This is a genomic window from Haloechinothrix salitolerans (genome assembly GCF_042662605.1).
In the GTDB taxonomy this organism is placed as follows: domain Bacteria; phylum Actinomycetota; class Actinomycetes; order Mycobacteriales; family Pseudonocardiaceae; genus Haloechinothrix_A; species Haloechinothrix_A salitolerans.
Map to the genome: position 1 here is coordinate 1,325,749 of NZ_JBHSXX010000001.1, position 23,617 is coordinate 1,349,365.

Annotated in this window: 18 protein-coding genes and 1 pseudogene; 8 read left to right on the top strand and 11 right to left on the bottom strand. The window is 63.9% G+C overall.

Annotated elements, in window-relative coordinates; genetic code table 11:
- Positions 1-16 precede the first annotated feature (16 nt).
- Positions 17-1,465: a PucR family transcriptional regulator gene (locus ACFQGD_RS06255; protein WP_345399503.1), complete on the top strand. Its 1,449-nt coding sequence runs from the start codon at positions 17-19 to the stop codon at positions 1,463-1,465.
- 129 nt (positions 1,466-1,594) lie between these two features.
- Here ACFQGD_RS06255 and ACFQGD_RS06260 read toward each other — a convergent pair whose 3' ends face one another.
- On the bottom strand, positions 1,595-2,059 hold the full coding sequence (locus ACFQGD_RS06260; RefSeq protein ID WP_345399506.1) for a hypothetical protein: 465 nt from the start codon (positions 2,057-2,059) through the stop codon (positions 1,595-1,597).
- Between the two features lie 362 nt (positions 2,060-2,421).
- Between ACFQGD_RS06260 and ACFQGD_RS06265 the strand changes: the two genes are divergently transcribed.
- Both ACFQGD_RS06265 and ACFQGD_RS06270 read left to right on the top strand, forming a co-directional pair.
- Positions 2,422-2,598, top strand: a complete 177-nt coding sequence (locus tag ACFQGD_RS06265) for a hypothetical protein (protein WP_345399539.1) — start codon at positions 2,422-2,424, stop codon at positions 2,596-2,598.
- A gap of 29 nt (positions 2,599-2,627) precedes the next feature.
- Positions 2,628-3,458: a helix-turn-helix transcriptional regulator gene (locus tag ACFQGD_RS06270; protein ID WP_345399509.1), complete on the top strand. Its 831-nt coding sequence runs from the start codon at positions 2,628-2,630 to the stop codon at positions 3,456-3,458.
- A gap of 90 nt (positions 3,459-3,548) precedes the next feature.
- On the opposite strand, the gene ACFQGD_RS06275 is transcribed toward ACFQGD_RS06270, so the two are convergent.
- The 3 genes from ACFQGD_RS06275 to ACFQGD_RS06285 all read right to left on the bottom strand — a co-directional run bounded on the left by ACFQGD_RS06275 (position 3,549) and on the right by ACFQGD_RS06285 (position 5,545).
- Entirely contained in the window at positions 3,549-4,172 is a 624-nt protein-coding gene (locus tag ACFQGD_RS06275) for a hypothetical protein (protein WP_345399512.1), read from the bottom strand.
- Between the two features lie 122 nt (positions 4,173-4,294).
- Entirely contained in the window at positions 4,295-4,798 is a 504-nt protein-coding gene (locus ACFQGD_RS06280; RefSeq protein WP_390183701.1) for a helix-turn-helix domain-containing protein, read from the bottom strand.
- A gap of 96 nt (positions 4,799-4,894) precedes the next feature.
- Positions 4,895-5,545, bottom strand: a complete 651-nt coding sequence (locus ACFQGD_RS06285; protein WP_345399515.1) for a winged helix-turn-helix transcriptional regulator — start codon at positions 5,543-5,545, stop codon at positions 4,895-4,897.
- A gap of 648 nt (positions 5,546-6,193) precedes the next feature.
- On the opposite strand from ACFQGD_RS06285, the gene ACFQGD_RS06290 reads away from it, so the two are divergent.
- The 3 genes from ACFQGD_RS06290 to ACFQGD_RS06300 are packed head-to-tail and all read left to right on the top strand — an operon-like array spanning position 6,194 to position 10,006.
- Positions 6,194-7,522 carry an aminotransferase class V-fold PLP-dependent enzyme gene (locus ACFQGD_RS06290; RefSeq protein WP_345399518.1) on the top strand — a complete coding sequence of 443 codons (1,329 nt, stop codon included), beginning with the start codon at positions 6,194-6,196 and terminating at the stop codon, positions 7,520-7,522.
- Positions 7,519-9,282: an ABC transporter substrate-binding protein gene (locus ACFQGD_RS06295; protein ID WP_345399521.1), complete on the top strand. Its 1,764-nt coding sequence runs from the start codon at positions 7,519-7,521 to the stop codon at positions 9,280-9,282. The genes ACFQGD_RS06290 and ACFQGD_RS06295 overlap by 4 nt, the downstream gene beginning before the upstream one ends.
- 52 nt (positions 9,283-9,334) lie before the next feature.
- The gene (locus tag ACFQGD_RS06300; protein ID WP_345399524.1) at positions 9,335-10,006 is read left to right on the top strand and encodes an NHL repeat-containing protein; all 672 of its coding nucleotides are present in this window, start codon (positions 9,335-9,337) and stop codon (positions 10,004-10,006) included.
- Between the two features lie 28 nt (positions 10,007-10,034).
- On the opposite strand, the gene ACFQGD_RS06305 is transcribed toward ACFQGD_RS06300, so the two are convergent.
- The 6 genes and pseudogenes from ACFQGD_RS06305 to ACFQGD_RS06330 form a co-directional block, all read right to left on the bottom strand.
- Entirely contained in the window at positions 10,035-11,366 is a 1,332-nt protein-coding gene (locus ACFQGD_RS06305; protein WP_345399527.1) for an ABC1 kinase family protein, read from the bottom strand.
- A gap of 7 nt (positions 11,367-11,373) precedes the next feature.
- Positions 11,374-12,012 (bottom strand): YncE family protein, encoded by a 639-nt coding sequence (locus tag ACFQGD_RS06310; protein ID WP_345399530.1) that lies wholly within the window; start codon positions 12,010-12,012, stop codon positions 11,374-11,376.
- A 2-nt stretch (positions 12,013-12,014) separates the two neighbouring features.
- Complete coding sequence (locus ACFQGD_RS06315; RefSeq protein WP_345399533.1) at positions 12,015-12,938, bottom strand: 50S ribosomal protein L11 methyltransferase; 924 nt, start codon at positions 12,936-12,938, stop codon at positions 12,015-12,017.
- Between the two features lie 136 nt (positions 12,939-13,074).
- Positions 13,075-14,277: a DUF6004 family protein gene (locus ACFQGD_RS06320; protein WP_345399536.1), complete on the bottom strand. Its 1,203-nt coding sequence runs from the start codon at positions 14,275-14,277 to the stop codon at positions 13,075-13,077.
- 239 nt (positions 14,278-14,516) lie between these two features.
- Positions 14,517-17,029 (bottom strand): annotated as a pseudogene (locus tag ACFQGD_RS06325) (ATP-dependent Clp protease ATP-binding subunit).
- A 167-nt stretch (positions 17,030-17,196) separates the two neighbouring features.
- A complete protein-coding gene (locus tag ACFQGD_RS06330) occupies positions 17,197-18,906 on the bottom strand; it encodes an ABC transporter substrate-binding protein (protein WP_345405695.1) in 1,710 nt (569 codons plus the stop codon).
- A 229-nt stretch (positions 18,907-19,135) separates the two neighbouring features.
- Between ACFQGD_RS06330 and ACFQGD_RS06335 the strand changes: the two genes are divergently transcribed.
- Together ACFQGD_RS06335 and ACFQGD_RS06340 are read left to right on the top strand one after the other, a co-directional pair.
- The gene (locus ACFQGD_RS06335; protein ID WP_345405698.1) at positions 19,136-20,860 is read left to right on the top strand and encodes an ABC transporter substrate-binding protein; all 1,725 of its coding nucleotides are present in this window, start codon (positions 19,136-19,138) and stop codon (positions 20,858-20,860) included.
- A gap of 85 nt (positions 20,861-20,945) precedes the next feature.
- Positions 20,946-22,367, top strand: coding sequence for an NDP-hexose 2,3-dehydratase family protein (locus ACFQGD_RS06340; protein WP_345405701.1), 1,422 nt, complete (start codon positions 20,946-20,948; stop codon positions 22,365-22,367).
- A 17-nt stretch (positions 22,368-22,384) separates the two neighbouring features.
- Here ACFQGD_RS06340 and ACFQGD_RS06345 read toward each other — a convergent pair whose 3' ends face one another.
- On the bottom strand, positions 22,385-23,515 hold the full coding sequence (locus ACFQGD_RS06345; RefSeq protein WP_345405704.1) for a nucleotide disphospho-sugar-binding domain-containing protein: 1,131 nt from the start codon (positions 23,513-23,515) through the stop codon (positions 22,385-22,387).
- Positions 23,516-23,617: the final 102 nt, after the last annotated feature.

Here is a 23,617-nt window from a genome sequence, read left to right on the forward strand (position 1 = left end):
GCTAGAATTCGACATCATGGCACTTACGTTGCGCGACCTCGTGGCACAGAGGTCGCTTGACCTGCGGGTTCTCGCTGGCGAGCATGCGCTCGATCGGAAGATCGCGTGGGTGCACCCGACCGAACTAGCCGACCCGACCGAGTTCCTCGACGGCGGCGAGTTGCTGCTCACCACCGGACTCACCATCGACGACGTCTCGGTGCCCGACTACGTGCGGCGCTTGGTCGCCGCCGGGGTTACTGGCGTCGGTTTCGGCAGCGGGCTCAGCCATGCCGAGGTGCCGCAAGCGCTCGTCGACGCCGCGGCTGACCAGAGGCTGCCACTGCTGGACGTGCCGCACGGGACACCGTTCATCGCGATCACCAAGGCCGTCTCCGCGGCGGTCGCCGCCGACGAGTACGCCGCTGTCGTGCGAACCGGTAAGGGACAGCAGGAGTTGACCCGAACCGCGCTGAGCAGGCGTGGGGCCGGCGCGCTGGTACGTAAGCTCGCGCGGCTGGTGGATGCCTGGGTGTTGCTGCTCGACGGTTCTGGCGAGGTGCGCGAGGCCGCGCCGACGTCCGCACGGACACATGCCGAGGCGCTGCGGGCGGAGCTGCGGCAGGCGCGGGCGGGCTCGCGGCTGGCGACGGTAGACGGCGACGAGGTGCTACTGCACGCGCTGGGTACGAGGGGACGCGGGTTCCTCGCGGTTGGAGCGCCTGCGGGTCTGGACGCCGCTGACCGGCACATCGTGACAACGGCGGCGTCGCTGCTGTCGCTGTCGCTGGAACGGGACCGTGCGCACGGCGAAAGTCTGCGCGGACTCCGGTCGGGCTTGGCCGAGTTGCTGTTCGGCGGGCATTCAGAGCTGGCTCTGGACGTGATAGGCACGGTGTTCGGACCGGTGCCCGGACCGCCGTGGCAGGTGGTTGTGGTGCTAGGCGGCGTGCGGGCGCGGGCGGCGGCGATGGACGTGCTTGAGACCGAGCTGCCGCAGGTGTTCTTCGCTGAGCACGACGACAGGTTGCTTGTGCTGGGTGACGACGTGTCCGAGGTCGTCGAGCGAGTTCCAGGGCTCCACACTGGAATTTGTCCATCCACATCGGACATAGAAGTTGGGCACCGGCAGGCGCGACAAGCGGCGAATGCGGCACGCGCGGCGGGCAAGCCGGTCGTGCGCTATGACGAGCACACCGCGGGTGGGTTGCTCGGGTTGCTGGCACCGGAGGTGGCGCGGGCGTTCGCGGATCAGATGCTCGCCCCGTTGCGTGAGCACGACACGACGGGACGCGGCGACCTGGTGACGTCATTGCGGTGCTGGCTGGAGCACAACGGCCACTGGGACCGTGCGGCCACCCAGCTCGGGGTGCACCGCCACACCTTGCGCAACCGGCTGGCGAAGGTGGCGCACCTGACCGGCCGTGACCTTGACAGCCCCGGTGTCCGCGCGGAGCTGTGGCTGGCCCTGCACGCGGAAGTGTGAACGCGGTCGGCGCAACCTCGTTGGCGACGCGCCTTGAGCTGCCGTTACTGACCAGGGACAAGCGGCTCAGCAACGCGCCCGGTCTCACGTGCGACGTCGAACTGCTGGGCTAGTGGCGCTGGCAGTTCGTCACCGACGCACGGACGCGTTCTGCATTTCGGCCACCTTTGCCGATGCGGACAGAGCGGCTTTCCTGCTCGCGACTGCTTTGTGGCCCTGCGTATCGCTGAGTAGCTGACTCACCCGCTGCGGAGACATGCCGAGCACGGCCGCGATCTCACGGCCGGTCAGCCCGGTGCCGCTGAGCTTCTTCGCGACGTCCCGCTGCTGAGCGGCGGCTTCCTGCTGCTGTCGCGCCGCAACCCTCACCTGCTCCCGCGCGGCGCGAATCTCCTGCGCCAGCTCGGCGTCGAGTTCCGGCACTACATCGACGTCGAAGGAGTTCTCAGCGTCGATGTCGAGCGCGAACGCGATGTACTCCCGCGCCATGCTTTCCGCCCCGGCGAGTGAACGCGACTGCGTCACGCCGACGCCATCAATGTGCAGCTCCCAGCCGCGCGCCCAGCGCTTGGCTGTAACGGTGTACTTGGTCACTGCAACCACCCCTTCGGCAGGCAGCTCAAACTCTTGATCGTCTCGCGGACGACACCAGGTGACACGCCTGCGCAGTCTGTCCGGGCTAGATATTCAGTATCTATATGGGGTAGACGTCCTGGGCTGAGTTGTTGCCAGCGCGGCCTGGGTTTGCGCTCAGTGTTGATCACACCTACTCTCGCCGTTGTTCGGATAAGCGGGCAAAACGGACACTTTTGCGCAATAGCGCGAGCAGACGTGATCAACTCCAAAGCGACGCGCCACCCACCACCCACTTTCGGACGTGCCTTGTTGAACTCGACGCATCGGTGGTGCGCTACTTCCGCCGTGTGAGCCGGGCCATCACCACGAGCGGAGGGTCGATGTCAGCTGCCACGCCGCGCACGCCAAACTACGCATCGGGTACGTCGAACGTCCCGTTGCTCGGTGACATCGTGGACGTGCACGTCGTCGACGAATTCCCGATGACGGTGACGGGTAAAGTACGCAAAGTCGATATGCGTGAGCAAGCCGTCGATATCCTGGCCGCGGCTCGCTGATCAGCGGTTACATGTGCCAGACTTGCCAGGTGTCTCGAGCGTCGTTGGCGGATCTTGTCGCTCGGGTCCGGAACGCTGCCGGACTCGATGGGGCCTTCGGTGCCGAAATCGCACCCCATAGTGACCGTTACCTGATCAACCGGGTGTCCGACGAGCACATGCGCCCGCTGGACGGGCTCACCGTCCCGGCGGGAGCTGGTATCGGTGGTAAGGCGATGCTGCTCCGCAGGCCGATGTCGGTGACCGATTACCAGCGCGCCGACACCATTACCCACGACTTCGACCAACCCGTCGCGGAGTCGGGAATGCGCTCTATTCTGGCGATTCCCGTCGTGGTGGACGACGTGCCGCGCGCGATGCTGTATGGCGCGCTGCGGAGTGCGAATCCGATTAGTGATCGGCGGCTCGATATCGCGTATCGCCTGATCAAGGAATACCGATTCGATCTCCGCATCGACGACGAAGTCGCCCGCAGGTTGGACGAGCTCGATGCCGCCGCGACCGAGCGGGAATCGGCGCGGATGCGGGAACAACTGAGGGCGATCCATGCCGAGGCACGGGTGTTGGCCGAGCAGGTCACCGACCCGGAGCTGCGGGCCAAGATCGAAGCGCTGTCCGTGCGCGCCGGTGGTATGCCGAGCGAGGGGCAGGAACCAGCGGTGGAGTACCGACTCACTCCGCGGGAGCTGGACGTCGTGGTGCAGGTCGCGGCGGGGCTGTCGAACGCCGACGTCGCGGATCGGCTCGGGCTCGCCCCTGCCACTGTCAAGTCGTATCTCAAGACGGCTATGCGCAAGACCGGGGTGCACAATCGGCTCGCGTTGATCACCGAATGTCGGCGGGCAGGCGTGATCCGCTGAATCGTTGAACATCTGGTTGTCGCGTACCGTGACGCGCCGGTGTGTGCTGTCGGATTCACCGCCAGCACACACCACAGGATGTTGTTCTGCTTATGCCGGTCTGATTATCGATTTGCTCGCTGCGGGGAAGCAGGCATCGATGATGAGGCCAAGCCCGGCGAAGACGGCCGTGATGACTGTCTGCGTCCTATCCGTGGTGCAACTGAACCAGGCCGATATCGAAGGCAGGTAGGAATCGCACCAGGTGACGATGCTGAGGACGAGAAACGGCCAGAAGAACACAGCGATGATGATGACGAAGATGATTGTGTCCGCGCACGCCGAGACAGTATCCGTAAGTGAGTCTACCGCCTGTGTGAATTCGGTGTCCGTCTCGTACAGGTAGGTCAGCTGGTCGTAGCTGGGAACGACGAGACCGGCGGACACGACGCGATTCCATTCGCGCGCGTTCTCTCGCAGGGGAGCATCGATCGCCGCCAGGTCGATCTCGTGAAAGCGCAGCGTGCTGATCGCTCGAAGTGCGTCAGACGGTTCGTCCGCGGCCGTGAGGTCGGAGCTAACCGCGCTGGGTACCGCGGACAGTAATTCGAAGACGTCGGCGGAAGTAAGGCTGGTGCGCTGAGTGGTGCTCTCGCCGCCATCGGCGAATCCCGTCCCAGTGGCGAACCAGGTGATGAGAAGAAGTGAGCACATGAGCGCAATAAGGCGTTTCATACCGCACCACTTTCTTGGTAGTCCATATGTGATGCTGGCGAAGGCGCGTATTCTGGTAGGTCGTTGAATCGTGCCTTGTCAGTGCCGCTGAGTGAACCATTCGCCGATGTGCGCCCGGAATATCACTTTTGTGTGATTGACACGAAGGGAGCAGCGCGGCGGATGTTGTCGCGGCGCTTGAGTAAGTGGGCGCGGAGTACGGCGGTCTCCAGTTCGTCCCACCGTATCTCCAATACGGCGCTTATCGGTAACAGCCAGTGGCGAGGGATGTGGCGACCACGCTCGTAATCCGAGATGCGCGCTTGACCGATACAACTGGCCTCGGATCGTTGGCATAGGCGTTCCGCGAGCTGGAGTTGCGATAGCCCGAGAGCGCGACGTCTACGTCGTATCAACGCTCCGATTGGTTCGGCGGCGGCCGTTTGGTGCGCGGGCCGGTGTCGCGCGTGGCCGTCAGCCGGCCGAGCGGGAGTTGAATATGCTAATCCGGTTGGCGAACTTTGATCGACCATGGCATGCTCCACTCGATACCGAGGCCCCCTGCGATGAGAGCAACCGTATGACTCGAATGGGCGCCTTCCTATCCCGTTAACGCTGGCGCTTATCCACTTTCGAGAGCCGAGCATCGCGCGACTATGGTCCGCAGTTTACACAGCGAAACGCGTCCGCAAGCTTCGGCGCGAGGAGCATGTCGCTGTGTCGATTCTCGACAATACGACGAGCTATGTCAGGCCGAGCATCCGGCTGCACCGATGGATGCGCTCGGGCTCGCCCTTGATGCGTACCGCGCCGGTCGCGATGGCCTCGAACGGTGTAAGGAGTCGCGCTCCGACCCGCACGAAGGTATCGGCGTCACACTCCAGGATGAGGTCGGGATTCTCGACACCATCGCGGTGGAAGTTGACGGAACCGCCGCGGACCTCTATTGAGAACTGCTCGTCTCCGACCTCGAACTGATAGGTCTCGTCGACGTCGGGTATCTCGGCCTTCTCGATCATCGACTGAACGGCCAGAAAGCCCCACTCGGCACGAACCGCACCGTTTCTGTCTTCCTCATCAAGCAGACTCATCCCCCAGTGCGCCAGCGCCAGTACCGGCTCGCGAAGTTCCCTGCCCCGTTCGGTGAGCTGGTACAGCTTCGCGCGACCATCCCAGGCAACCTGTGACTGCTCGATGACTTCGGCTTCGAGCAACGACCGGAGCCGCTCCGTGAGCAGGTTCGGGCCGATTCCCGGCAGGTTCTCCGCTAGCTCGTTGAACCGGGCGGGGCCGATGAGCAGCTCGCGGATGATGAGAATCGTCCATCGTTCACCGAGCACGTTCATCGCCGCGGCGAGCCCGCAAAATTGTCCGTAGTCGCGTTTACCTGCCATGCCCTTGCCTTTCACTGCCAGTACACATAGTAACAGGCGGTGGGACGCCCGGCACGTTGACCTGGCGGTGAGGGTTGGTGTCGGCGACAGCAGGTCGTCGAAGTGGGGTCGCGCCCGATGTGCGTGGCCGCGACGGTGTGGCGCCACCGGGCTGATCGGGCTCGACTCGCTACCGGTTGCGCTAGCGGCCTCCCGGGGACGCGCGGTGCTTGGGACTAGCGAGAACGTCGTCGCTCGACAACATTCGTGCCGCGCAGCACCGCGGTGGTGGAGAGCGTGTCGTCACCGAACAGGATCTGAACAGTGTTGTCGCTGACGGGATCCGATGGTCCTTGGCGCCGGTGGCACTGGCAGTCATGCTGGTCGGAGCGTGGCGCGGCATCGTTCATTCGCGTGGCACCTATCTGGCTCGCGGTCTACCGAACTACCTAAGACTAGCGAAAATTTAAGCTTAACGATGTTTGGCACGGCATGCAAGGCTAGGGGTAGCTCGACAATGTTGCGGCCTTAGCATGCTGGTAAACCGCTATTCGTGTGACCGAGCGGAGTCGCGCACGAGGAAGAGTAGCTAGCGATCGCAACTACACTTACTTCATAAATATATGGTAGCGTCGTGGTGTTCGGAGGCCCGTGCTCGGAGGTTCGTCCGTGAGTCAAGTAGCGCATACCACCGACGTCGACGACATACCCTTTCCAGTTCAGCAGGGTAAACGCGACCTGCGCCACGCGTCATGGGAACGCATCAGGGAACTGTTCGCGCTGACGCCCGGTGCCATCCATCTCAACACCGGAACGATCGGTGCGATGCCGCACGAGGTTCTCGATACGGTCGACCGGGTGACCCGAGAGTGGACCGGCGGCCTGATGGATATCTATCCGCCCAGTATGTATACAGAGCATCGGGAGGCCATTGGGCGCGCCTTCGGCGTCGACCAAGACGAGATGGTGATCTGCCACAACGCCACGGAAGGCATGGCTCGCATCGTCCATGGCCTCGATCTACATGAGGGCGATGAGGTCGTCACGACGACGCACGAATGCTACTCGGTGTTGTCCAACTTCAACCTGGTACGCAACCGGCACGGCATCAGCATGAAGACCGTGACGTTGCCGAGCGGTCCCGATGTGCGCGCCGAGGACATCGTCGCGTTATTCGAGGACGCGATCACCGAACGCACCAAGGTGCTCGCGTTCGCGGCGGTCACGCTGTTCACCGGAACCATGATGCCGATGCGGCAACTGTGTGAGCTGGCCCAGCGGCACGGGCTCATTACGGTGGTCGATGGCGCCTTGCTGCCAGGGATGCTCGACTGCGATCTGCGTGCACTCGGCGTCGACTTCATGTCGTGTTCCGGGTCGAAGTTTCAATGCGGTCCGCTGGGCACCGGTCTGCTGTACGCGCGCAACAAGATCTACCCGGAGTACAACCCGCTGCCATTGCCGACGTTTTGGCCGATCATCTCGACCTGGTACCCGATGATGGGTAGTCCGCCGCCACGCACGATGACCTCGGTCGAGAGCGACAATATGGGCGACTATCTCCAAAGTGCGGGAAGCGCGAGCATCGCGAGGGGAGCGGCGCTGGCGAAGGCGTGCGAGATTTGGGACGAGATCGGTCGGGACCGCATCGAACGCAGGATCATGGAACTCGGCGACTACGCGCGGGAGCGGATCGCGACGGCGTTCGGCGAGAAGTCCCTTTATTCGCCGCATGAAGACACCCGGCTGCGATCGCCGCTCATCGCGTTCCACCCGTTCCGGGATCCAGAAGACGCGTGGAACATCAAAAAGATCAGTGCGTTCGTCAGCAGGCTAGAGGAGGAGCATCGAATCTGGGTTCGCTGGACCGAATTCGATGTGCCTGGCTCGCCCCATCAGCATTACGCGGCTCGCATCTGCACGCATCTGTTCAATAACCGCGACGACATAGACATCGCGGTGGACACGATGGCACGGCTGGCGGGAGAGATGTCGTGACGGCGGGTGCGGAACCATCGCACGGCGGTGCCCTACGGCTCTACGGCAACGACGATCTCGATCATCTCGATCCGTCCTGTGCTTCCAGAGCGTCGGCCACACAGCTGATCAGGCTGTTCCATCGACAACTTTTCACGTATGAGCCGATGGCGGATCTCCGCCAGTGGCGTGCGATCGAGCCCGTGCCGGACATCGCGACGGCGGTTCCTTCGATGTACAACGCCGGGGTCGGCGCCAGCCACCTCACTTATGTGGTGCACCTGCGTCCGGGAGTGCTGTGGGACACGACGCCACCGAGAGTGGTCACCACGGCGGATGTCATCCGAGGCGTCAAACGGTTGTGCAACCCGGTGTCACGGCCGGCCGCGCTGCCGTACTTCACCAGCACCATCAGGGGACTCGCCGAGTTCTGCGATGGCTATGCCTCGGCGTTCAGCGACACACATCCGAGTGCGGCATTGCTCGCCGAGTACCAGAACGAGCACGACATACCTGGCGTGTTCGCGCTCGATGACGAGACACTGGTATTCGAACTGGTGCGGCCCGCGCTGGATTTCGTGAACATTCTCGCGCTACCGTGCGCCTCCCCGGTCCCAGCCGAATATGACGATCTTGTTCCTGGGGAAGCCGATTTCCCTCGGCACGTGGTATCAAACGGGCCGTACCGGGTGAGTAGACACGTGCGCGGCCGGGAGATCAGGCTCGCTCCGAACCCGTCCTGGCAGCCGGACTCCGATCCCGTCGGGCGGCAGCATGTTCCCGAGATTACGGTGACCTCCGCCGCCGTCAGCAGGCGGCAGGTCGCCGAGGCCGTCCGTGCGGGTGACGCCGACCTGCCGTGGGGAACAAGGATCACCACGGATGAGGCGGACGGTTCCCCGCGGGCTGAACACCTCGGCGACGTACTCCGCTCGTGCCTCGCGTTCAATGTCGTCAGTCCGAACGCCGGGGGCGCGCTCGCGAGGCGGGACATCAGGATGGCGGCGTGCTACGCGATTGATAAGGCCGCGCTGGCGAAGCTGTACGCTAGTGAGGACAGCGCATCCGCGTATCGTGCCGCGCATTCGCTCATCCCCGAGGGGCATGACGCCCACCAGGAGCTCACGCCGTTTCCCGCCCTCAATGGTAGGGGCGATCCGGAACGATCCGGGCAACTGCTCGCCATCGGTGGTTACCCTCGCGGACTCACGCTCACCATGGTGTATCGCGACAGCGACGTCGATCCCGTGGTCGCGCGGTCCTGCGCGGATAACCTCCGCGAGGCAGGCATCACGGTACGGCTCGAAGGGCTGGCACCAGCCGAGTACCACGCGATGCTCGCTGATCCGCGCAACGCGCGGTCAGGCAGGTGGGACATTACACTGCTGTCTCTTGTGCCCGAGTGGTACCACCAGAACGCGAGAGTGTTCGTGCAGTCACCCCTGCAGTCCGGTCCGAAAAGGGGACTGGGCAACGTGGGCCAGTACCACAATCCGCGGGTTGACCAACTGATCCAGCGTGCGCTTGATATGGCGGCCGACCCCACTGAGTCGCGGTCGGCCTGGCAGGAGGCCGAGCGGGTGGCACTGGACGACGCGGCGTTGCTGCCGCTCGTCGCCGAGACGCCAGCGGCGCGCACGCTGGTCGGTGATTCAGTTCGTGGCGCCATGGCGATACCCGCATGGGACTACACGGTTTCCCTGTCTCAGCTCTGGCTCGCCGACACCGTGCCGCCGGTGGGGGAGCCCGTCGAGGCGGTGGCGGCCCGGATGTCGCCGTAGCCCGTCCTGGTCACCAGCAAGCATTGGCCATCGCAACTCGTGGAGGTAGTACGTGACCGCTGACGTGACATCGACGACCCCTGTCCTGCGTTCACTGCCGGGGCCAGGGAGCTACATGTGTGGACTCACCTGGGCCGACGGTCAGCTATGGCATTCCGACCAGGACGAGGGAAAGATCTGGGCGATCGAGCCAGGCCGAGGCGCCGTGACGCGCGAACTGGGCTGCGGCAGGGTGCGCGCCGACCTCTCCTTCCACGAAGGCATGCTCTGCCAGGTGGGCGGCAAGCCGAAGCGGATCGTGCTGGTCGACCCAGCAGCCGGCGCCGTGGTGGGGGAACGCGAGGTGCTGCCCGCGAGCGGAAGGCTGTGCGGTATCGAGATGTGCCACGAAGGCATGTGGATGTGCCTTCGGTCGCCGTCCGTGGTGCAGCTCAGGGACTTCGAGACGATGACGGTGCGGCGTGAGTTTCCCGTCGAGGGGGCACCCTCCGGCCTGACCTGGGTCAACGGCACTGTCGTGTACTCCGAGTTCGAGACGGGGCTCGTGCGCGCCGTCAGCACGGAGACCGAAGCGCTGCTCGGCGAAGTGGCCGTCGAAGGACGCCCGACTGGGATGACGTGGGACGGCTACAGCCTGTGGTACTGCGACTTCGCGGCTCGGAGCTTCAAGGCGATCCGGTTGGAAGATGTCGTGAACTCGCGACGTCGATCGGCATCATCCTAATCGAGCTGTCGCGAATCCTGAGCGGTTCTCAGCGGGTGCGCGTGCCGAACAGGCCCCGCATCAGCACGGGCCGCGCGGTGCCCTGGAAATCCACGTCTGGATCGAGGTCGCGGATCGTTCCCTCGATGACAAGCAATGACAGCAGTGGGAAGATCAGCTCCGGCGCCGCGTGAATGCCGTGGTCGCGTTGCAGCTCGAACATCTCCGTCGCGAACGCGATCAGGCTGAATTCCTTGGCGGGCAAGCCGTGGGTGCGGTGCACCAGATCCGCCATGCGCGTGGCGAAACCGTCGAGGTCGGCGTCCTCGCCGACACCCGCGGCACTGTCGATGACGATGGCGGCGCACCGCTCACCATTGCCGATCGACATGTTCATGAAGAACTCGGCGAACAGGCGACGCAGTTTGTCCGACAGTTGGATGCTGAATCCCGCGTCAAGGACGACCACCTGTGCCTGTTTGGTGAAGTACAGGTTGCCCGGATGCATGTCGCAGTGCACGAAACCGTCCACGAAGAGCATCTGGTAGATGGCGGCGAGGCCCGATGCGGCGAAACGCTTGCGGGCAGCGAGCGAGCACTGGTTCGGTACGTCGACCGACAGACCGGGAATGTATTCCATGACGATGCAGCGCGGCCTTGACAGTTCGCGATAGGTCGCGGGAATCCACACTCGCGGCACGACGGATAGGTTCTCCCGCAACTCGACGAGACTGTCCGCCTCGCGGCCGAAGTCCAACTGGCCGTATACGGCCTCACACATGTTGCTGACGACGTCATCGACGGGCACGTCCCGGAAAAGCGGCAACTTGCCGACGAGTGTCGCCCCGCGCCGGATCAGCGCGAGATCGAGGCGCATGACCCGGACGATGCCCGGTCGCCGCAGCTTCAATGCCAGTTCCTTGCCGGAGCTCGACCGGGCTCGGTAGACGCATGCGATGCTGCCGCACGCGATGGGGTCGTAGTCGATGTGCTCGAACAACAGGGTGAGGTCGTCACCGTAGACCTCGGTTAGCTCGGCACGGGACCGCGATGCGCTCAGCGGCGTCACCGACTCCTGCAACGTCTCCAGCGCATCGCACAGCCCCGCGGGAACGACGTCCCTTCGCGTGCCGAGCACCTGTCCAGCCTTGACGAACGTGGGACCGAGCATCATGAGCAGGTCAGCGACGCGGCGGTACAGATGGGTCCAGCCCGCGTGCTTACCGCTGACTATCGCTCGTGCGAGGCCGCTAGCGCAGGCCGGGACAAGCGTGAGGAGCACGATGGCGGTGACACGCGCGGCTCGCTTGCCGAGGGCCAGCACTCCCAGTGGTGCGTTGTCGCCTGCCGTGGCATGCGCGCGCACGGAATGAGTCGTCATCGTGCGATCAACTCTTGTCGAGTCCGGGAACGGTGATCGCGCGCAGTTGCAACGTCGTGTGATCGCAATACCAGATCTTGCTGCCGTCCCAGGTGAGGCCGGTTGGGTTGCCCGCGACGGAGTAGGCGGCCAGTTCTCGCCGCTCATCGAGGTCGACGAGGTTGATCGTGGCCGCTCGGTAGTCCGCGTAGACCAGGAAACTGTCTGACACGGTCACACCGGCGACGCTGCCCCCGACGTGGATCGAGTCGATGAGGTGGAAGTCCTCCTGACTGCGGAGATCGATGATGCCGAGGTCTTCATAACCGAGCCAGATGCCGTGGCTGGTCGCCTCCAGCCCACACAGCACGTGTCCCGGCCTGGGATTGGGCACCTCGGCGACGACGGCGGCCGAGTTGGGATCGATCACCCTTAGCGCGCGGTCGCCGCCCGCGATCTGCATGAGGTTGCCTCGTAGGGTGGTCAGGTCGGTGCGTACCTCGGGGCAAGGAACGCGGTGCAGGACCGTGCCGTCGCACGTGTCGATCGCGATAATCTCGTTCGACACCGCTTCCGAGAACCACAGGAACTGACCTGACCAGGTCAGACCACACATCTTGAGCGCGCGGACGGGCACGTCTCGCACCGTGCCTGCAGCCAGCGGCATCGTTACCTCCTTGCTCGAACGACGCGGCAGTCGAGCCGCCAGTCGGTCGGTTCTCGTGCCTGCGTGCGCCGGGAGGGCGGTAGCACGTCGACAACTACCTCATCGCCCTCTCGCACGGCGCCGTGGCGCAATGGCCAGACCCATACCGCCCAGTTGCATCCTGGGTACGAGGGATAGTTGGACAACGAGACGCCGTCGGTGAGTTCTGCGGTGAAGTAGCCCATGATCGCCTGCAGCGTGCCAGGCCGGTTGATCGTGAGCTTGGTTGTTGACGGGGCTCGTTTGCGCGGCCGTTCGGTCGTGATGATGTCGTCGGATATCGGCTCGGGAGAGCTCAGAAAGGTCGGCTCGCGTTGAAAGAAGTGCAGTTGGGCTCCCGGCTCCGCGAACTCCTGTAGCGCGTCGAGCCGATACGACAGCACGCCGCCGATCGGGTCGTCCGGCGTGGCGTCTCGCCACAGTCCCCAGCCTTCGTTATCGAACTCGATGGCGGCAAGCTCGGTGACCAGCCGCCGCGGCACGATCCTGCCGCCGTGGCGCAGGTTGCGTCTCGCGACCGAACTCACCACTGTGGCCATCTCTTCCTCGGGGCCGAGATTGCCCATCATCTCCGAGACGATGACGTCGGCCTTCTCCGGCAGGTTCGCGGCACGTGCGTCTCCCTGCACCAGGGTGAGCTTGCCTTTGAGGTCGTTGTCCGCGGCGATGCGCTCAGCTACCGCCGCCATGGTCGGGTCGGCCTCGATGGCGTAGACGTGCCGTGCGCCGTGTCGTAGCGCCATCATCGACAGGACAAGCGTTCCAGCACCCACGTCGATGACGACGTCGTCCGGCTGTACCGCCGCCTCGAGGGCGGCGTCGTACGCGCGCAGACGAGGCGCATCGGCGAGCATCACCTGATGCATGAGTAACAGGCGCTGGTCCACGTCCACTCCTTGTGCCGAGAAAGCGTCCCTCCCAACGGAAGTCGGGAGGGACGCTTCACTCCATCCCAATGTCACTATTTATAGTTGTACTGACATTGCTGGGTGTCAATGCGTCAACCGGGCGTCAGCCGGTTGATCACACGTTGACGGCGGAGTGCTCGCCGACGAAGGCGTCCCGCATCGCCAGCGTGACACCGGTCAGCCGGGCCTTGACCTCGTCCTCGGTCGTGACCAGCGCCGTGTCGGCACCGTCCATCCGCAGCTCGGTGCCGGTCGCGTCCATGTCCTTGAGCTTGCCGTTGACGTGGACCGGGCTCGTCGCGTACAGCGTCTCGCGCGGCGTGACCAGCTCGAACTCGGCGTCAACGTGCATCTCACTCGGGTACTTCACTCGGCTCAGGCTGTCCTCTGTGCCCTCGCCGAGCGTGCCGCCCGACACCCGTGGCCAGCTCGCCCGCAGCATGACCCTGCCACCGAGCTCCTCACAGTGCCCGACAACGGCCACGCGGGCCATCTGCGCCAGCACGCCGGTGCCCTCGTTGTGCTTCTCCGGGCCGAACAGCAGGATCTCCGCGCCCGCTGCCTTCTTGTAGTCGCCTTCGAGGTCAATGCGCAGCGTCCTGCCGTTGACCTCGACCTCGACCTGGCCTTCCAGCGAGACCTGCATGATCATGGAGGGGTCGACCAGCATGGACATGCATGGTCCCGCGCTCGCGGCGAAGAAGACCGACGGCTCGATGCCGACCGGCTCGTTCTCGTCGTTGGCGGGGTACCACGCCTCGGGCAGCGTCGTGCCGCGTACCACGTTCGGTGCCTGCACGACGTCGAACGGGCCGTCACCGCGTGGGTGGCCCAGGTACGGGCCGGTGAGCGGCTTCTTGAACGGCGGCACGTTGTCGACCACACCGTAGATGTCGATGACATTGCGGTGTGCCAGCCGCATCGTGCTCGTCTCGAGAATGCCGAACCGGCGGATGTAGAACTCCGCGGGGAAGTTCTTCCCAGGCACGATCTGGCGCACGTGACCGGTGTTCGGCAGGAACGGGTTGGACAGCACCTGGATACGGTCGTCCAGCTCGTAGCTGAAGCCCTTGATGCCGACCTCGGGCGCGCTGATCAGCTCAAGGTCGAACTCAGCGTGGCCTTTCTCGTCGACGCGGTGCTCGAAGCCCGGCATCGGCCACTTGTTGAGCTGTACGAAGCCGGACAGGTTGATCGTTTCCCTCCTGCCCGCGTAGTAATCGTCACCAAAGACCACGGTCGCGGCCGCGAGGATGTGCGGCCGAATCGGCTTTGGTTCGAGGTTCAGAGACTCATAGGTCTCATTGAGAGCGCTCACTCCAGACACCTCCAGCGTCTGTCTAACTAGTACGTGATGACGGGTTCACACCCACCTAGAAGACTATATCTTTATATAGTGAGTTGCCAGGGGTTGCCGGGTGCCGCTTTGGCTGTGCTCGCAACTTCACTCGAATGCCGCATCCAGTTTTCTAACAGGGCAAACGGCAATACCATGGTCTAAAAAGGTGACTAGAACCAGCGGAGGTCCCCGCTCGAGACGGAGCGGGACCTAGTTAATTAAAAGGTTGCGACCGGCGGGGTGTCGGGTAGGTCGACCGGTTTGCCTTCGCCGCGGAAGACGAAGCGGGCTTGGTCGTCGGGGCTGGTTTCTTCGTCCCAGTTTTCGACGTCGACGATGATGATTTGGCCGGTTTCGACTTCGCCGAACAGGATTTTCTCGGAGAGTTGGTCCTCGATCTCGCGTTGGATGGTGCGGCGTAGTGGCCGGGCACCCAGCACGGGGTCGAAGCCGCGCTTGGCGAGTAGTTTCTTCGCCTTGGTGGTGAGTTCGAGGGCCATGTCCTTGTTCTTCAACTGTTCCTCGACACGGCTGGTCATCAAGTCCACCATCTCCACGATCTGGTCCTCGGTGAGCTGGTGGAACACGATGATGTCATCGATACGGTTGAGGAACTCCGGCCGGAAATGCTTCTTCATTTCCTCGTTGACCTTCTGCTTCATCTTCTCGTAGCGCGAGCCTTCGTCGCTGGTCGAAGCGAAGCCGAGGGTCACCGACTTGGAGATGTCCTGCGTGCCGAGGTTCGAGGTGAAGATCAACACGGTGTTCTTGAAATCAACCGTGCGACCCTGACCGTCGGTGAGACGCCCATCCTCGAGCACCTGCAACAGCGTGTTGTAGATCTCCTGATGCGCCTTCTCGATCTCGTCGAACAACACCACACTGAACGGCTTACGCCGCACCTTCTCGGTGAGCTGGCCGCCCTCCTCGTAGCCGACATAACCCGGGGCGCCCCGAACAGCCGCGACGCGGTGTAGCGGTCATGGAACTCACCCATATCGATCTGGATGAGCGCGTCATCCTCACCGAACAGGAAGTTCGCCAGCGCCTTCGACAGCTCCGTCTTGCCGACACCGGACGGGCCGGCGAAGATGAACGACCCGGACGGGCGCTTCGGGTCCTTCAGGCCAGCGCGGGTACGCCGGATCGCCTGCGAGACCGCCTTGACGGCGTCCTCCTGACCGATGATCCGCTTGTGCAGCTCATCCTCCATACGCAGCAGCCGGGTGGTCTCTTCCTCGGTGAGCTTGAACACCGGGATACCGGTCCAGTTGGCCAGCACCTCCGCGATCTGCTCGTCGTCCACCTCGGCGACGACGTCGAGGTCGCCGTCCTTCCACTGCTTCTCCCGCTCCGCCTTCTGACCGAGCAGGGTCTTCTCCTCGTCACGCAGCCGCGCGGCGCGCTCGAAGTCCTGCGCGTCGATCGCGGATTCCTTGTCCCTGCGGACGTCGGCGATTTTCTCGTCGAACTCGCGCAGGTCCGGTGGGGCGGTCATGCGGCGGATGCGCATCCGGGCACCGGCCTCGTCGATCAAATCGATCGCCTTGTCCGGCAGGTACCGGTCGTTGATGTAGCGATCCGCCAGCGTCGACGCCGCCACCAACGCCGAGTCGGTGATCGAAACCCGGTGGTGCGCCTCGTAGCGATCCCGCAGCCCTTTCAGGATCTCGATGGTGTGCTCCAACGACGGCTCACCCACCTGGATCGGCTGGAACCGACGCTCCAACGCCGCATCCTTCTCCACATGCTTTTTGTACTCATCCAGCGTGGTCGCACCAATAGTCTGCAACTCACCGCGGGCCAGCATCGGCTTCAAAATCGACGCGGCATCGATCGCGCCCTCCGCCGCACCGGCACCGACCAGCGTGTGCAACTCGTCGATGAACAAGATGATGTCGCCACGGGTCTTGATCTCCTTGAGCACCTTCTTCAAGCGCTCTTCGAAATCACCCCGGTAGCGCGACCCAGCGACCAGCGAGCCGAGGTCGAGGGTGTAGAGCTGCTTGTCCTTCAACGTCTCGGGCACCTCACCCTTAACGATGGACTGCGCCAACCCTTCGACGACCGCGGTCTTACCGACACCGGGCTCACCGATGAGCACCGGGTTGTTCTTCGTGCGCCGCGACAGCACCTGCATGACCCGCTCGATTTCCTTCTCCCGACCAATCACCGGGTCGAGCTTGCCCTCCCGCGCCGACGCGGTCAGGTTGCGGCCGAACTGGTCAAGCACCAGCGACGACGACGGCGTGCCCTCGCGGCCACCGCTGCCCGCCTCCTGCGGCTCCTTGCCCTGATAGCCCGACAGCAGCTGCAACACCTGCTGCCGCACCCGGTTCAGGTCCGCGCCGAGCTTGACCAGCACCTGCGCCGCCACACCCTCACCCTCACGGATCAACCCGAGCAGGATGTGCTCCGTGCCGATGTAGTTATGGCCAAGCTGCAGCGCCTCCCGCAGCGACAACTCGAGCACCTTCTTCGCCCGCGGGGTGAACGGAATATGCCCGCTCGGCGCCTGCTGCCCCTGCCCGATGATCTCCTCGACCTGCTGACGGACACCCTCCAGCGCGATGCCAAGCGATTCGAGCGCCTTCGCCGCGACACCCTCACCCTCATGAATCAGCCCAAGCAGGATGTGCTCAGTGCCGATGTAATTGTGGTTGAGCATCCTCGCCTCTTCTTGAGCAAGCACAACCACCCGCCTCGCACGGTCGGTGAACCTCTCGAACATCTCCACTCCCTGACTGCTGCTCGGCGGTCTCGCTGAGTGGCGACGTCGACGTTCGCCGAACGGGCAACCGCCACAACCCTACAAAGACACTACTAGAATATATAGCGGTCTGCTGAGGGTCAATGTTCTCCCGTTTCACCCTCGGCCTACGGCGACAGGGATGGGGTTCAGGCCTCCTCCAGCCAGAGGTTGGCCAGGTCGAACCACCGGTCGATAGTCGGCATGGGGATGGCGTTGCGCACCCTCGCTCCTTTGATGTGCGGGATAGTCGGTGCGTGAACGAGGATTGGCACGATCGCGACGTCGCGCATCACCTGGAGGTCGACTTCGTGCCAGAGCGCGCTGGCTTGATCGGGGTCCGTCGCCGCGAGTGCCTCGTCGATCAACTGGTCCACCCTGGCGTTGCTGTAACACCCGTAGTTGCCAGTACCGCGCACGTTGTTGGTCTGGAACATGGGCTGCAAGAAGGCGCGGCCGTTGTTGCCGAACCAGTCCGGCGTCCACGCTGGTGCGGAGATATCCCATGTTCCCGCTCTCGCGTTGGCTGGGTCCTGCAGGTGCGGGTAGTAGTCCGCGTGGCCCTTGGAGACGAAGCGGCAGCTGATCCCGATCTTGGCGAGGTCCTCGCTGAGTGACTGGGCGACCTCGGGGTTGGCATCCACATTGCGATGCAGGATCGTCACGGTGAAGCCATCGCCGTATCCCGCTTCCTCGAGCAGGGCGCGAGCGGTGTCCGGGTCACCCTCGTCGTTCGGGGTGGGGTAGAGGTCGTACTCCCGGTAGCCATAGTTGCCTGGCGGGATCGCCGAGCGTGCGGGCCACATCACCGTGCCGACGCTGAGGTTGTCGAAGATGTCCACCATGGCGGCCTTGTTTACCGCGAAGGCGATGGCCTGGCGCACTTTCCTGTCGCGTATGGCGCCACCCTCGTTGGGGCTGACCGTATTGAAGACGAGGTAGGGGTTGAGGGCGTACCCGAGGTTGTTTCCCGGGTCGGTGGGATTCGAGTCGTATGGCTCGGTTACCGGAGACGCCCACGACAGGTCCGCCTTGCCCGATCTGATCCGATCGCCAACCTGCTCAGGGGTCGCCGTCTCCATCACCACCTCGATCCCGTCGAGGTACTGGTGCCGGACCTGATCGGTCTCTTGCCGCCAAGCGGGGTTGGGCTCCATGCGCAGCCGCTCGCCGTGCACGTACTCGGTGAATCGGTAGGGGCCGATTGATCGGACGTTCTGCCGGAACTCGGGACTGTCAGGGAGAAAGGCGTCGTACTCGACCGGCGCGGGTGACGGGAAGGTCGTCGCGAGGATGTGGAGGAAGTCGAGCGCGGGCCGGATGAGTTCGATCGTCAGTACGCGGTCGCTTTCGGCCCTGACTCCAGGTATTTCCGTCGAGTTCTGGTAATGGGCGAGTTCGGCCGCGGTCGGGTCGTGCTGCGATACGGCCTCGGTGAAGCCGTCGCAGAACTCCCGCATTCCTTTGATGGTGCTGGTGAAGTAGTGGATCGCACCGGATCGGATGACCGGGTTGCACATCCGCTTGAAGCCGCGAACGACGTCATACGCGGTGACTTCCCGCCGTGGGTCAGTGTCCCAATAGACGCCGGGGCGCACCGTGATGGTGTAAGTCAGGTGGTCCTCGCTGAGTCCACCGTTCTCGACGGTGGGGATCGACTCCGCCAGGTCGGGTACCGGGGTGACCTGCCGCCAGTCGCGGAGATTTCGCACGGAGTGATAGGTGAACAGCTGCCGAGTGAACAATCGGATGATCTGTCCGGAGAGCATGTAGTAGGAGCATGCCGGGTCGACGTAGTCCATGCTGCCGGGGCCGTAGAGCCGCAGGATGCCACCGTGGCGCGGCTGGTCGCTGCTCATCCGTTCCATCTCCCTGGAGTCGGTGCGGTTAGGCAAGTCGCGCCGAATCTACCATACTTTTCAGTACTTACTTATCGTCAAATATGGTGTTGACTAGCAGATCAACAGGATGTTAGTTAATTAATAGACTGTGATAATGGCTTAGGGCTGCCAGTCGTACCGCGCCGCGTCGCTTCCCCGTTCTGGCACGTCCGGTATGTCCTCGCCGAAGCGGACCAGGAGGCAGACGATGACGCGTTCCGCGGGCCATCAGTGGGAGCGGGAGGACGGTAGGACACCGCGCGAGGGCGGCACACTGACCATGGTCGGCGCGGGCGATGTCGACTACCTCGATCCCGCGCTGGCGTATCACACGGTTACCAGGGGAATCGTGCGAGCCTACACTCGTCAGCTTGTCGGCTATGTCGCCAGTCGTGATCGAGCGGAAGCGGGTCGGATCGTCGCGGACATGGCTACGGAGGTCCCCACGACCGACAACGGTCGCATCGCCGACGGCGGTACTCGCTATCGCTTCACGATCAAGGATGGGGTGATGTGGAACGCCCCATCCGGCATCAGGCCGGTGACGGCCCATGACGTCGTGCGGGGGGTGAAGCGGCTGGCGCATCCGCTCGCCAGCAGCCCCGGCCTCGCCTACTACCTCAGCTCGATCGACGGGATGGCCGAGTTCCGCGACGCGCTCGCGGCCGAGCGGGAGCCCGCTGCCATCGCTCACGGGATGGAGCACACGGAACTGCGCGGGGCTCGCGCGGTCAGCGACGTCGACGTCGTTTTCGTCACGCGGCACCCAATGCCGGACTTCTTGAACATGCTGGCGTTGCCATTCGTGACACCGGCGCCCGAGGAGTATCTGGATTTCGTGCCTGGCAGCGAGGAGCTGCAGCAGGCCCTTATCTCCAACGGGCCGTATGAGGTGACCCGGTACGTGCCAGGGGAGAAGATCGTGCTGGCGCGCAATCCGGCGTGGCGGTCGGCGACCGACGACCTGCGTGCGGCGTACCTCGACGGTATCGAGGTGCGCGAAGGCGTGCCGGAGACCGAGGCTCATGAGGCGGTCGCGGCCGGTGACGCCGACATGCTCTGGGATATCCAGCCACTCACCGAACGACTACCCGCATTGCTCGAGGCGAAGGACGAGCGGCTTGAAGTATACCCCGCGGGGCTGTTCAGCCCGTATATCGTGGTCAACTTCGCGAGCAGGAACGAGGCGGTGTCACGGCTGCGCGTGCGGCAAGCGTTGCAGTACGCGGTCGACAAGGTCGCCGTATCCCACGTGTGGGGCGGGCCCGAGTTGAACGACATCGCCGATCAGATCCTGCCGCCATTGTGCACATCGCACCGGTTGAAGCGGCCTTACGGCACCGAGGGCGGGCGCGGTGACCCCGAGCGGGCGCGGCGTTTGCTCGCGGAGGCTGGATATCAGGACGGGGTTACCCTCAAGCTGGTCTACCGGAACCGGGACATCCACCCGGAGACCGCCGTGGCCGTCCAGCGTGCGATGGCGCGAGCGGGCATTACGCTCGAGCTGGTCGGGGTGTCGATCAACGAGCTGTTCACCGACTACTTCTCGTCAGCGGCACCACGGCATGAGAAGGAGTGGGACCTCGCGCTGACCGGCTGGGAACCGGACTGGTACGGCAACAACGCTCGCACTTATCTCCAGCCGTTGTTCGACAGCCGCGCTGTCGCGGAGAACGGTGACTGGGGCTCGAACTTCGGGCGTTATCACAGTGAACGGGTGAACCAGCTGCTCGCCCAGGCGCTGACCTCGGCTGACGAAGCGCACGCCGGTGAGCTTTTCCGGCAGGTCGAGGAGACCGTGCTCGCGGACGCGGCGATCGTGCCGATCTTGTTCGCGCATCAGTATTGGTTTCACTCGACCCGGGTGCGCAACTGGTTGCCGTACCCGGTCCTCAACGGCGATCTGACGAATCTGTGGCTGCACCCGCTATGAATAGCTATACTTTTTAAAAGTGACTTTACGGACGGGGTGGGTCATGACGCGGTACCGGCAACACGCGACGGGAGGCCGCAGGTTAGTGGGTACGGCGGTTGGTGACGACCCGATCGACCCAGAAGTACTTGACCGGATGTTCGCCGTATCGGCCGCTACGGAGGACAGTCCACTGATGCCGAACGACCAGCTCGACGAGTGGCTGGTCCGGCGAAGGCAGGCGTATGCCTTCGAGGTGACACGGATCCCCTTCGCCGAACTGTCGTCGTGGAGTTTCGCCCCAGAAACCGGGAATCTCGGCCATGACAGCGGCAGGTTCTTCACTATTCAGGGCTTGCATGTGCGAACCGATACACAGGTGTGGTCGCAACCCATCATCAACCAACCGGAGATCGGAATACTTGGCATAGCGGTCAAGGAGTTCGACGGGGTGCTGCATTTCTTGATGCAGGCCAAGATGGAGCCGGGGTGTGTCAACGCCGTGCAGCTGGCGCCGACCGTGCAGGCGACGAGAAGCAACTACACCCAGGTTCATGGTGGGCGCAGGCCGCACTTCCTCGACTGGTTCACCGAGCCGAGCGGCGTTCTCGTCGATACGTTGCAGTCCGAGCATGGTTCTTGGTTCTTGCGTAAGCGCAACCGAAACATGATCGCGTTCGCCCGAGGTGATGCCGAAGGTTACGATGACTTTCGCTGGTTGACGCTCGGACAGATCATGCGATTACTCAACCAGGACGACATCGTCAACATGGACGCGCGGACGGTCCTCGCGTGCATTCCCTTCCGCAGGACCACGGTCAACGAGAATCCGGCCTGGACCGTCGCGCCGGGTGATCCGTGCTCGCCGTCACGGTGGATCTCGCATTGGCTCACGGACGTGCGGTCTCGCCGCGAACTGGTACAGCAGACGGTCCCGTGTCACGCGCTCACGCGATGGCGGCGTACCTACGATGAGATCTTTCACGTGCGGAGGCGCCACTTCACCGTAATCGCGGTGCGGGTGGACGCGGCGAGCAGGGAAGTCGGATCCTGGACGCAGCCGCTGGTCAAGCCAGTTGGGGTCGGCGTAGCGGCGATGGTCGTCAAGGAGCTGGGTGGCGAGACCAAATTGCTGATGCAGGCGAGGGTGGAAGCAGGCCTGATCGATATCGCCGAGCTGGCACCGACAGTGCAGTGCCTGCCCGTCGATTATGGTCACCGGCCGCCGCCGTTTCTCGACTACGTGCTCACCGCCGAGGAAGGTCGGATACGCTACGACGCGGTGCAGTCCGAGGAAGGCGGACGGTTCTACCACGCGCGTACCCGCTATATGGTTGTCGAGGCAGAGCCGGCCTTCGAGCCAACCCCGCATGACGGCTACGTCTGGGTTTCGCTGGCCGATGCGACCGCACTCATCGCCCGCGGGTACCAGGTGAACGTGCAAGCGCGCACCCTCATCGCCGCGTTGCATGGCTCCGTGCACACGCGGCGGGATGCCAACGGGTTCTTGACGATGACGGCGCCGTAGGTACTAGGACGCGAGGGTCAGCGCTGGCCAAGAAGGTCGCTAGCGATAGCCGCGGGACCTGGCAACGATGCGATCTCCTCGCGCAGCTCGCTCGCGACGCCATGCAGGTCGCCGTCCGCGAGTAGCTGGTCGATCACGGTGTGGTCGAGCTCGTCGTCGCGTACCACGTGCGCGGCGCCCCGAGCGCGGAGTACTTCGGCGTTGACCAGTCGATCAGGACCGTTGGGCAGTACCAACTGAGGAACACCCATCGCGCAACTCGTCAGTACCGTGCCGTCGCCGCCGTGGTGGATGACCGCCGCGCAGGTGCGGAGCAGGGCACTCAATGGCACCCAGCCGGTGGTGCGAATGTTCGGCGGAAGCCAGTGTGGTTGCTCTTCCCAGGAGTCGCCGAGCGTGACCACGAACTCAGCGTCGACCTTCTTCGCCGCGGCGGCGATGCGTTCGACGTAGGCGAATCCCTGTGTTCGTGGTACGAGGGAACCGACGGTGACGGCGATGCGTGGTCGTTCCGGCGGGGTGAGCAGCCAGTCGGGAAGCACACCACCGCCGCTGTACGGTGTGTAGCGCATCGCGACGGGAGAAGCGGGGCCCTCCGCGAGACTGGGCGGAGCTACGTCAATCGTCGTGATGCCGTCCGGCACGGTGACGCCATGCCGCTGGAGCGCGACGGCCGCCGGTAGCTCGCGCAGCATGTCCGGTGTGTAGCGGAAGATGCCGATACCGTGCGCGACAGCGGGGACCCCACACAAAGCGGCGACGATCGGGCCTACTCCAAAGATGGGGTCGTAGACGACCAAGTCGGGTGCGAGCCGTTCGGCGAGGGCCACATGTTGATCGACAACCGGGTCCCACGCCGCGAGGATGAGCGGTTTGCGCTCATTCATCGCGGCCAGATGCTCCTCGGTGGACGAGGCCTGGATTGGCGCGAAAATCTCGGGAACCGCCGTGGCGAACTGGGCTTCGAGCTCGGCGGAGCCAAAGCCAGGTAGCGCGTCATAAACGGGCAGCCCGGCTTGTGCGACGGAGACCGCGTCCGCGCCGGTCACGAACACGACGTCATGGCCAGCGTTGCGGAAAGCCCACGCGAGTGGCACGAGTGGAAACGCGTGTCCGATCGCGGGGGCAGGCATGAACAGGATGCGCATGGGTAGCTCCTCAGGTCGAGGACGTAGTCGCTTCGCGATGTCGGCCTGTTAGCTCCGCTGAGGCTAGCATAGAAATATGAAGCTCTGGTTCGTACGATTGAG

Excerpts from the sequence above, each read along its gene's own strand:
- ACFQGD_RS06255 (WP_345399503.1), top strand. The coding sequence starts at position 17 with ATGGCACTTACGTTGCGCGACCTCGTGGCACAGAGGTCGCTTGACCTG.
- ACFQGD_RS06265 (WP_345399539.1), top strand. The coding sequence starts at position 2,422 with ATGTCAGCTGCCACGCCGCGCACGCCAAACTACGCATCGGGTACGTCG.
- ACFQGD_RS06275 (WP_345399512.1), bottom strand. The coding sequence starts at position 4,172 with ATGAAACGCCTTATTGCGCTCATGTGCTCACTTCTTCTCATCACCTGG.
- ACFQGD_RS06280 (WP_390183701.1), bottom strand. The coding sequence starts at position 4,798 with ATGCTCGGCTCTCGAAAGTGGATAAGCGCCAGCGTTAACGGGATAGGA.
- ACFQGD_RS06285 (WP_345399515.1), bottom strand. The coding sequence starts at position 5,545 with ATGGCAGGTAAACGCGACTACGGACAATTTTGCGGGCTCGCCGCGGCG.
- ACFQGD_RS06305 (WP_345399527.1), bottom strand. The coding sequence starts at position 11,366 with ATGACGACTCATTCCGTGCGCGCGCATGCCACGGCAGGCGACAACGCA.
- ACFQGD_RS06310 (WP_345399530.1), bottom strand. The coding sequence starts at position 12,012 with ATGCCGCTGGCTGCAGGCACGGTGCGAGACGTGCCCGTCCGCGCGCTC.
- ACFQGD_RS06330 (WP_345405695.1), bottom strand. The coding sequence starts at position 18,906 with ATGAGCAGCGACCAGCCGCGCCACGGTGGCATCCTGCGGCTCTACGGC.
- ACFQGD_RS06335 (WP_345405698.1), top strand. The coding sequence starts at position 19,136 with ATGACGCGTTCCGCGGGCCATCAGTGGGAGCGGGAGGACGGTAGGACA.
- ACFQGD_RS06345 (WP_345405704.1), bottom strand. The coding sequence starts at position 23,515 with ATGCGCATCCTGTTCATGCCTGCCCCCGCGATCGGACACGCGTTTCCA.